The organism is Sphingobium terrigena (assembly GCF_003591655.1).
GTDB classification, from domain to species: domain Bacteria; phylum Pseudomonadota; class Alphaproteobacteria; order Sphingomonadales; family Sphingomonadaceae; genus Sphingobium; species Sphingobium terrigena.
Genome location: NZ_QVRA01000034.1, coordinates 23,480 through 32,332, shown reverse-complemented (window position 1 = coordinate 32,332; position 8,853 = coordinate 23,480). Strand labels below are relative to the sequence as shown.

The 8,853-nt window shown below is 61.9% G+C and carries 10 protein-coding genes; 4 read left to right on the top strand and 6 right to left on the bottom strand.

The genetic code is table 11. The features are described 5' to 3' along the window. Positions 1-96: 96 nt before the first annotated feature. The 4 genes from D0Z70_RS21875 to D0Z70_RS21860 form a co-directional block, all read right to left on the bottom strand. Complete coding sequence (locus D0Z70_RS21875) at positions 97-837, bottom strand: RelA/SpoT domain-containing protein (protein WP_119750053.1); 741 nt, start codon at positions 835-837, stop codon at positions 97-99. Positions 838-926: 89 nt separating this feature from the next. Continuing rightward, complete coding sequence (locus tag D0Z70_RS21870; protein WP_220475691.1) at positions 927-1,106, bottom strand: type II toxin-antitoxin system RelE family toxin; 180 nt, start codon at positions 1,104-1,106, stop codon at positions 927-929. After that, complete coding sequence (locus tag D0Z70_RS21865; RefSeq protein WP_119750051.1) at positions 1,088-1,354, bottom strand: Txe/YoeB family addiction module toxin; 267 nt, start codon at positions 1,352-1,354, stop codon at positions 1,088-1,090. The genes D0Z70_RS21870 and D0Z70_RS21865 overlap by 19 nt, the downstream gene beginning before the upstream one ends. After that, positions 1,351-1,605, bottom strand: a complete 255-nt coding sequence (locus D0Z70_RS21860) for a type II toxin-antitoxin system Phd/YefM family antitoxin (protein WP_119750049.1) — start codon at positions 1,603-1,605, stop codon at positions 1,351-1,353. The genes D0Z70_RS21865 and D0Z70_RS21860 overlap by 4 nt, the downstream gene beginning before the upstream one ends. A 74-nt stretch (positions 1,606-1,679) precedes the next feature. On the opposite strand from D0Z70_RS21860, the gene D0Z70_RS21855 reads away from it, so the two are divergent. The 4 genes from D0Z70_RS21855 (at position 1,680) to D0Z70_RS21840 (ending at position 5,842) form a co-directional block, all read left to right on the top strand. Continuing rightward, entirely contained in the window at positions 1,680-1,907 is a 228-nt protein-coding gene (locus D0Z70_RS21855; RefSeq protein ID WP_119750047.1) for an AbrB/MazE/SpoVT family DNA-binding domain-containing protein, read from the top strand. A 6-nt stretch (positions 1,908-1,913) separates the two neighbouring features. After that, complete coding sequence (locus tag D0Z70_RS21850) at positions 1,914-2,321, top strand: type II toxin-antitoxin system death-on-curing family toxin (RefSeq protein ID WP_119750045.1); 408 nt, start codon at positions 1,914-1,916, stop codon at positions 2,319-2,321. A 262-nt stretch (positions 2,322-2,583) separates the two neighbouring features. Further along, positions 2,584-5,343, top strand: a complete 2,760-nt coding sequence (locus tag D0Z70_RS21845; RefSeq protein ID WP_119750043.1) for a TonB-dependent receptor — start codon at positions 2,584-2,586, stop codon at positions 5,341-5,343. A 76-nt stretch (positions 5,344-5,419) separates the two neighbouring features. Continuing rightward, positions 5,420-5,842: a response regulator gene (locus tag D0Z70_RS21840; RefSeq protein WP_026002061.1), complete on the top strand. Its 423-nt coding sequence runs from the start codon at positions 5,420-5,422 to the stop codon at positions 5,840-5,842. A gap of 66 nt (positions 5,843-5,908) precedes the next feature. On the opposite strand, the gene D0Z70_RS25735 is transcribed toward D0Z70_RS21840, so the two are convergent. Together D0Z70_RS25735 and D0Z70_RS21835 are read right to left on the bottom strand one after the other, a co-directional pair. Next, complete coding sequence (locus D0Z70_RS25735; RefSeq protein ID WP_275402232.1) at positions 5,909-6,040, bottom strand: hypothetical protein; 132 nt, start codon at positions 6,038-6,040, stop codon at positions 5,909-5,911. A 174-nt stretch (positions 6,041-6,214) separates the two neighbouring features. After that, positions 6,215-8,785 (bottom strand): EAL domain-containing protein, encoded by a 2,571-nt coding sequence (locus D0Z70_RS21835; RefSeq protein WP_119750041.1) that lies wholly within the window; start codon positions 8,783-8,785, stop codon positions 6,215-6,217. Between the last annotated feature and the right edge of the window lie 68 nt (positions 8,786-8,853).

The window sequence follows — 8,853 nt, the reverse complement described above, 5'->3', positions numbered from 1 at the left end:
TTCTGTCGTCGGTCATCGTCTTCTTCTCCAGGTTCGAGTTCGCATCCGAACCCTACCAGAAGATCGACGGTGGCCACCCTTCTCAGGAAAACCTTCCTACACCACCCCGTGGGACACGACCGATATTTCTATGTAAGCGCGAGAAAGACTTTCGTGCCGACGAGCAATTATCTCACTAGCAATTGCAAAAAATTGCCCTCGTTCGCTTATATCAAGATCAAATTTTGTTCGTTCACCGTCCAAAAGATCGGAAATCTCCACCGCAGTTGCCCACGCATGCTGCGCACGAGTCCTATATTGAAGTTCTACTAAGAGTCCATCCCAAGGCTTCTTCTCTTGGCTTCTGGTGCTACCGCGGGGAAAGTGTCTATACACGTCATGTATGCCACGATAACCCGTCGATTTTGGACTATCAATATAGTTATATTTATTAGGCTCATGGCGCAAAACATGTTCAACATTTCGCATAACCTGAGTCGAATGAATGTATGATCTGAAATCTTCAAGCTGCTGAACATCATTGAATATCATTCTGCATCCAGCAAAATCATGCATTGCTGATACATCTAATATCAAAGGATCACCTGCAGAATTTCTACGCTTTAGTTTATCTATTACAGTATTTCTTCTTTTAAGCCTCTGCGCAAATTCTATATAATATTCCCGTTTATTGATGTGGCCCTTGAGCCAAGCTTGAAAAGTGTTTATTACGTATCCATGCGCCGAGCGCCATTTGTCCACAAGGAGGTAATCATCGTCAGTTGCGCTGCCGGCGGAAATAGCCTGACCTGCGCGCCTCACGGCGGATTTGTTGCTTGGTGGTTCTTGATAAGCCATAACCAAGGATACTGGGTTTACTGCCTCGTTGCACCCAATAATGCGCTAATGCCTCACCAACTGCGCCGTCCAGTCTTCGCAGTTTATTCTCACCGATAAACCTCCCGCCGATGCGCCACGCGCACCACGATGATTACCACCCGCTCATCCTCGATCCGCGCTACCACGCGATAATCGCCGATCCGCCAGCGCCAATAGCCCGCATGGTCGCCGGTCAGTGGCTCCCAGAACCCGCGGATCGCCCAGCCTCTCAATAATGATACCGGCAACTCAGCACTTCCAGCGCCTGCGTCTCGCCCGATCCGCTCACCCGATAGACCAGGCGATGCTCGCCGGTGATCCGCCGTGACCACCAGCCAGTCAAATTCTGTCGCAAGGGTTCGGGTTTGCCCGTGCCACGAAAGGGATCGCGCATACATTCGCCGATCAGCGCGTTGATCCGCTCCAGCACCTTGCGATCTTCCGTCTGCCAAGCAACATAATCGCGCCAGCTGTCAGCCCGGAAGACGATCTTCACGGCGCGATCAGCTCATGCTCCTCGCCAAGCCCGGCATCGAGTTCCGCGATGCCATCCAGCAGATGCCTGGCATTGGCGGGCGACGCCAGAAGGTGCAGGGTCTCCTGCATCCCTTCCCATTCGCTCTCTGAAATCATCACCACGCCCTCGCCTTTGGGCCGCACGATCTGGATCGGCGCTCTGTCGGCAACGACCCGGTCGAGTACGGCCTTGAGGTTGGCGCGGGTTTCGGAAACGCTGACTGTCTGCATGAGAAGTATGTACCAAATTTTGTACCAAATCGCAAGATGATTGCAAACGCTATCACCCATGTTATAACCCCCGTATGAACGCACCCCTCAAAATCACCAAGATCGGCAACAGCGCCGGGGTCATCCTGCCCAAAGAGTTGCTCGCGCAGTTGCGGGTCGGGCCGGGGGACATGCTTTATGTCACGCAAGCGCCTGATGGCATCCGGCTGACCGCCGCCGACCCCGATTTCGGGGCCAAGATGGATCTGGCCGAACAGATTATGCGCGAAGATCGCGACATATTGCGCGTTCTGGCGAAGTAAGCGCGTATGGCTGATCCCGATGGGGACCGGCGCGAACCGGTCTGGATCGAAAAGTCTGTTGCGCTGGCGATTCATGACCGCCAGCTGGCCGAACATGGCGGTGGCACCGGCGTGCGTGATGACGGGTTGCTGGAATCGGGGCTGGCCCGTCCGCTCAACCAATGGGCTTATGGCGAGGATGATCCTTGTCAGCTGGCCGCGGCCTATGCGTTCGGTATCGTCCGCAACCCTTCCTTTGTCGATGGCAACAAGCGCACCGGCTGGGTGCTGGCGCGCCTGTTCCTGGCGCTCAATCAGGTGGCGTTGACCTTCGATCCGACCGACGCCACTCGCACGATGATCGCCTTTGCCGCCGGCAATCTCACCGAAACCGACCTGGCCGACTGGTTCCGCCAGCATATCGCCGCAGCCTGAAGCCCGCACCTGTCCTATTGCGCCGGTTGCTGCTAATCTCCGCCCCGGCTCCTTCCCACCGTCTGCTTTCCCTGACCCGACAGCGCACCCTCGCGTTGCTCGCCCGCTGACTTTGGATAAAATTCCCATGCGCGACATGGGCGAACTTAGCGAACTTCCGCGCCCCGATTACATCTTGCGACAATTCCCGCTGGCCCTTGCCAATATTTTGCGACAACTGCCCGCTAGAGGAGAGGCAAGATATTTGTCCGGGGGTAAATGCGTGCGCCGATCCACTTCGTTCGTCCTGTTTTCGCTGATGCTGGGGACCGCGCCCGGCGCGTTGATGGCGCAAGTTGCGCCACAGGCTGCCCCGCAAATGGACGATGGCGAGGAAATCATCGTCACCGGCCAGCCGCAACGCGGCGCGGTGCTGGGCAATATCGAACCCGAACAGCAGCTCAGCGGCGCAGATGTCCGCGCGCTGGGCGTGACCTCCATCTCCGAACTGCTCACCGAATTGTCGCCCCAGACCAACGGATCGCCGGTCGTCCTGCTCAACGGCAAGCGGATTTCCAGCTTCTCGGAAATTTCCGACCTGCCCTCCGAAGCGGTCGCGCGGGTCGATATCCTGCCCGAACAGGTCGCGCTCTCCTATGGCTATGCCCCTACGCAAAAGGTCGTCAACATCGTCCTGCGCCAGCGTTTCCGCGCCGAAAGCATCGACCTGCGCGGTGGCACCACCACCGATGGCGGGCGCGACAATGGCCAGGTGGAGGGCGGCTTCCTGCGCATCCAGGGCGACAATCGCTTCACCCTGAACGTCAAATATAGCCGCGCCGCGCAACTACTGGAAAGCGAGCGCGACATCGTCAACACCGGCACCTCCCGCGTCACCGCCACCACGCGCGGCGCGGAAATCGACCCGGCGCTCTCCGCGCTGGCAGGCGCGACTGTGACCCAGACCGGCATCCCCACCAGCGCCGCGACGGCCCTGCCGACCCTCGCCAGCTTCGTCCCCGGCGCAACCACCAGCGAAGCGATCGACCTGACCCCCTATCGCACCCTCAGCCCCGCGACCGAGAATTTCAGCGCCAACGCCACCCTCGCCCGCGCCCTGGGCGGCGTGTCGGCAACGATCAACGGACGGGTCGAACTGTCCGACAGCGATTCGCTGCAAGGCCTTTCGCGGGCTGCGCTGACACTGCCTGCGGCCAGCCCCTTCTCCCCCTTCGCCAACGACGTTGCCCTCTCGCGCTATCTGGTCCAGCCCGGCGCGCTGGGGCAGCAGGTGCGCGGGACGACGGCGCATCTGGGCGTGACGCTGAACGGGCGGCTGGGAGGCAGCTGGCAATGGTCCTTCACGGGCAATGGCGACCTGTCGATCACCCGCACCCGCACCGACCGGGGCGTTGCGACCGGCGCGATCCAGACGGCTCTCGATGCCGGCGACGCCAGCGTCAATCCCTATCCCAGCTTCGCGCCCGACCTTCTCGCCACCCGCCTGACCGACCGCGCCCACGCCAGGTCGCAAGCGGTGCAGGGCGACCTGCTGGTCAGCGGCACGCTGTTCGACCTGCCAGCGGGGCAGGCGATGACGTCCGTGCGCATCGGCGCGTCGGCCAACGGCTTTGAAAGTCGCTCCACCCGCGCCGGGATCGAAAGCCGGTCGGATTACAACCGAGAGATTGCCAGCGGCCAGGTCAGCATCGACCTGCCGCTCACCAGCCGCTCGAAGGATGTGCTGGGCGCGGTCGGCGACATTGGCGTGAACCTCAACCTCGCCGCGCAGCAGCTTTCCGACTTCGGCACCCTCTCGACGATTGGCTATGGCCTGCGCTGGCAGCCGATCAAGGCGGTGCAATTGCTGATGTCCGCCAATCAGGATCGCGCCGCGCCGACCGGCACGCAGATCACCGATCCGTTGATCGCCACCCCCAACGTCACCATATTCGACTATGCGACCGGGCAGAGCGTGTTCGTCACCCAGCTGTCGGGCGGCAATGCGACCCTGCGCGAAAGCGTGCGTGACCAGTTCCGCCTCGGCGCGACGATCAAGCCGTTCGACAAGCCCAATCTGACGCTGACCGCCACCTATCTGAACAGCCGCACGAGCAACCCCATCGCGGCCTTCCCGTCGCCCACCCCGGCGATCGAGGCGGCCTTCCCCCAGCGCTTCCTGCGCGACGCGGACGGCAATCTGCTCCAGATCGACACGCGCCCGACCAACTTCCTCCGCTCGCAAAGCGAACAGCTCCGCTGGGGCTTTGACCTGTCGATCCCGCTCAAATCGCATATCCAGAAAGTCATGGAAGCCTGGCGCGCGGCAGGGGGTAAACCGGAAGATCGACCGCCCGAATTGCAGGCGCTGTTCGGCAATCGCCAACCCCGGCCCGAAGGCGGTCGCCCGCCCGGCGAAGGCGGTGACCGCCCCCGCGGCGAGGGTGGCATGGGCGCTGGCGGTGACCGGCCGCGTGGCCCCGGCGGCGGCGGATTTGGCGGCCCGCGCGGTGCTGGCGGCGGGGGCGGGCGGTTGAGCTTCAGCCTCTATCACACCTGGCACCTGACCGAGAGCATCACCATTGCGCCTGGCGTGCCACAGCTCAACCTGCTGGATGGCGGCGCGACCGGATCGTCAGGCGGCCAGCCGCGTCATGAGCTGGAGGGGCGGATCGGCTACATGAACAATGGTATCGGCGCGCGGCTGGGTGTCGACTGGGAAAGCGGCACCCATGTCGATGGCGCACTTGGGGGTGCGTCGCGGCTCGACTTTGGCAGTCTGGCGACGGTCAATCTGCGCCTCTTCGCCAATCTGGGGCAGATGCCGCAACTGGTGAAATCCGTGCCCTTCCTGCGCGGGGCGCGGCTGTCGATCGGCATCGACAATATCTTCAACCAGCGCCGCGAGGTGACTGACGCAACCGGCATGACGCCGCTGCGCTACCAACAGGATTATCTCGACCCGCTGGGCCGCGCGGTAACGATCAGCTTCAGAAAACTCTTCTTCCCCAATTTTGCCGCCAATAATCGGCCGCGTAGTTAAATTGCTGTTAGCCACGCCTAAAGCATGGTCTCCCCCGGTCGTTATGAGGTTCATAGACGGTTCGGGGAGACGGCAAATGAAGCCTATCAGAATTGTGGTGGTCGACGATTCGCTCACCATCCGTGCGATGATCGAAACCTTGCTTGAACGCGACCGCCGGGTCGAGGTGGTGGGCATCGCCCGCGACGGGGTGGAAGCGATCGAGATGATCCGGGCCGAAAAGCCCGATGTCGTGACGCTCGATATCGCCATGCCCGGCAAGGACGGCATGACGATATTGGACGAAATCATGGACATGGAACCATGCCCGGTAATCATGCTGTCCAGTCTGATGCGCGATGGCGCGCCGATCGTCGCCGAAGCGATGGACCGGGGCGCTGCCGCCTGTTTCAACAAGGCGATGATCGTGCGGGAAGCAACGCGGTTCGTGACGCTGATCAAGAGCGTGGCACGCGGCCTCATCGAGGCGGAAGCGGAACCGGTCGCGATCGCCGCCTGATCATAGTGCGACTAACGAAATAGGGGGCAGGGGCAAATCGCTTCTGCCCCCTATTTCATGTGCCGATCAATCAGGGGTCGATGTATTGGAACTGGCCAGCGCCATGGCCTGTGCCGTGCCTGTGGCTGGCTTCACCGTGGCGTCATTGCCCGACAACATATAGGCGCTCAGCGTCGCAATGCCCAGAACCAGCGCCATGCCGATGACGGCCAACCCGTTGCGACGTCCATGTCCTTTACATCACGATCATTGCTATCCTGCATCGGCTGTCTCCATCGAGGGTATGTGCCGATCATAATCGCCGCGCAGACGCGCAGTTCCGGGATCATTTCGTGATATTTTATTGCTGGGAAGGCCCATTATGGCGTCCCGTCAGGACGCCATCGCCCTCGGCGCATTGCGCAGCGCGGCTATGTCCACAGTTCCGGCAAACTCCACGCCCATACGGTCGTCCTTCGACCAGCGGGCGGTGGCGTTGATGAACAGGCCTTCGCCCAACTCGATCGCGAACAATGTGCCCAGTGGCACGTTCCACAACCCCTCGATCAGCGCGCCGGTGGCGGAGATGTTGCGGACCCGGCCGGTATAGACATGGCCGTCATGATGCACGCCGATGGTGCGCAGCATCGTCTTGCGTTCCGGGCGGCTGGACTGGAAGCCATCAGCCGATGCGGCGGAACCGGTTGCGCGCTGGCCAGCCAGCACGTCGGCTGCGGGCATAGGGCGGCCATAGATATAGCCCTGGATATGACTGCATCCCAATTGCCGGATCAGCGCCAGTTCGTCCTGCGTTTCCGCGCCTTCGGCTGTCGTATCCATGCCCAGCGCCTCGGCCAGGCTGACGATCGCCTTGATGATCGCGCTGTTGCGGCTGCCCTTGGTCGCGGCCCCGCGCACGAAGCTCTGGTCGATCTTGATCTTGTCGAACGGCGCTTTTTTCAGATAGCCGAGCGAGGAATAGCCAGTGCCGAAATCATCGAGCGCCAGCCGCACGCCCAGCGCTTTGAGCCGCGCGAACATCGCGTCCGTGCCGTCATCATCGTTCAGGAACACGCTTTCGGTGATTTCCAGCTCCAACCGACCGGGCGCAAGCTGCGCATTGGCCAGCGCGTTCATCACCGTGGATGGAAAGCCGGGATTGGCAAATTGGGTCGGCGATACATTGACCGCGACGCGAATATCCTCCTGCCACTGGACCGCATCGCGGCAGGCGGTGCGCAGCACCCATTCGCCAATCTGCCCGATCATGCCGGTATCCTCGGCGATCGGGATGAACAGGGCGGGGGAAATCGGCCCGCGCGTGGGATGCATCCAGCGCAGCAGCGCTTCATAGCCGGTAATCTGCTCGGTCTTGGACGACACCACCGGCTGATAGACCAGATGCAAACCATCGGCGGCCAGCGCATGGCGCAAATCCTCCTCCAGCGCGCGGCGATCCTCGGCATCGGCGTGCATGTCCGACGAATAGAAACGATGGACGCCCCGGCCATTGCCCTTGGCCGCGTAGAGCGCCAGATCGGCATTGCGGATCAGCGCGTCAGCGGTCACGCCATCCTGCGGGCAGGAGGAGATGCCGATCGACACGCCGATGACGACCGCCGTGCCCTCGATCGAATAGGGCTGGGACACGGTGGCGATAATGCTCTGCGCCAGTTGCGCCAGCATTGTCTGGTCCTGATGCCCCGGCAGCAATATCTTGAATTCATCGCCGCCCTGCCGCCCGACAAGACCCAAATCGCCGACCACCCGCTGCAATCGCTGGCTGACCTGCCGCAACAGCGCGTCGCCCGCCGGATGGCCCAGCGTGTCGTTGACGCTCTTGAACCGGTCGAGGTCCAGCATCATCAGCGCGCAATCGCCTGCCTTGCCATGCCGGTCGGCCACCGCCTGCTCCAGTGAGCGCAACATCTGGATACGGTTGGCAAGGCCGGTGAGCGAATCAAACTGGGCCAGTCGCGTGACTTCCGCCTGGCTGCGGCGCATTTCGGTCAGGTCGGTGCCTGACCCGCGAAAGCCATGGAACTGGCCATATTCGTTGAACACCGGCTGTCCGGAAATGGACCACCAGCGTTCCTCTTTCGCCATCGCGGCACGGACGGAAATGTCCGAAAATCCGGTGCGCGCCGATAGGTGAAAGCCCAGCGTGCGCTCGCCATCGCCCTGCTGCTTGTCGCCGGGGCGGATGATTTCGGTGATCGGGCGGCCGATCAGCCCGCCCTTGGGCGCATCCAGCGTCTGCGCCAGCGTATCGGAAATATAGGTCAGGCACCCCTGCCGGTCGGTTTCCCAAAACCAGCCGCGCCCGGTGCGCTCATGTTCCTGCAACAGCCGGTCGGACCGCTGCGCGCGCAAATCCTGGCGATGGCGCTCGATCGCGCGTTCCCGGTCCGCCGTTGCCTGCCGCAGCGTGGCAACCGTCATGACGATGATGCAACTGACCAGCAGGCCGATCTGCGCCAGGCCCGCCTTTTCCGTGACCGACACCAGCAGTGCGCCCAGAAAATAGCTGATCCCCAGCAAGCGCCGATCGCCAAAGATGCACACCGCCAGCAGCGCGACCGCCAGTTCCGGCACCGCGGCCAGGAACAGCGAGTCCGACGATGCCTTCGGATCATGCCCCAGCCACAGGCTGAAGGTCAGCCCGGACAGGAACAGCATCGGCAGCATCAGCCAATTCTGGATATGCGGCATCCGGTCCTGAAACAGCGGCCAGCGTGGCACCACCATCAACGCGCCGTCCACCAGCAGCATTACGGTCATGATCACCGCCTGCTCGCTATCACCGGGACGATAGAAAGGGATTCCCAGCAGGGTGATGACACACAGTTTGGCCAGCAGGATCAGCGGCCACAGGCGCGCAATCTGGACAAAGGCACCGGAAATCCAGGACGCGGCAACTTCGGTCCCGCTCTCCGCCAGCCCCAGCGCAACCATGAGCGACATGGAACGAGAGGGGCTATCGGACAGGGAAGCGCGCAATGGAGACATGCGCCTTGTTTAACGTCCGTTCG

What these genes read in the sequence shown, in the direction of transcription:
- D0Z70_RS21875 (WP_119750053.1), bottom strand. Translation starts at nt 837, where the DNA reads ATGGCTTATCAAGAACCACCAAGCAACAAATCCGCCGTGAGGCGCGCA.
- D0Z70_RS21860 (WP_119750049.1), bottom strand. Translation starts at nt 1,605, where the DNA reads ATGCAGACAGTCAGCGTTTCCGAAACCCGCGCCAACCTCAAGGCCGTA.
- D0Z70_RS21855 (WP_119750047.1), top strand. Translation starts at nt 1,680, where the DNA reads ATGAACGCACCCCTCAAAATCACCAAGATCGGCAACAGCGCCGGGGTC.
- D0Z70_RS21850 (WP_119750045.1), top strand. Translation starts at nt 1,914, where the DNA reads ATGGCTGATCCCGATGGGGACCGGCGCGAACCGGTCTGGATCGAAAAG.
- D0Z70_RS21840 (WP_026002061.1), top strand. Translation starts at nt 5,420, where the DNA reads ATGAAGCCTATCAGAATTGTGGTGGTCGACGATTCGCTCACCATCCGT.
- D0Z70_RS25735 (WP_275402232.1), bottom strand. Translation starts at nt 6,040, where the DNA reads ATGGCGCTGGTTCTGGGCATTGCGACGCTGAGCGCCTATATGTTGTCG.
- D0Z70_RS21835 (WP_119750041.1), bottom strand. Translation starts at nt 8,785, where the DNA reads ATGTCGCTCATGGTTGCGCTGGGGCTGGCGGAGAGCGGGACCGAAGTT.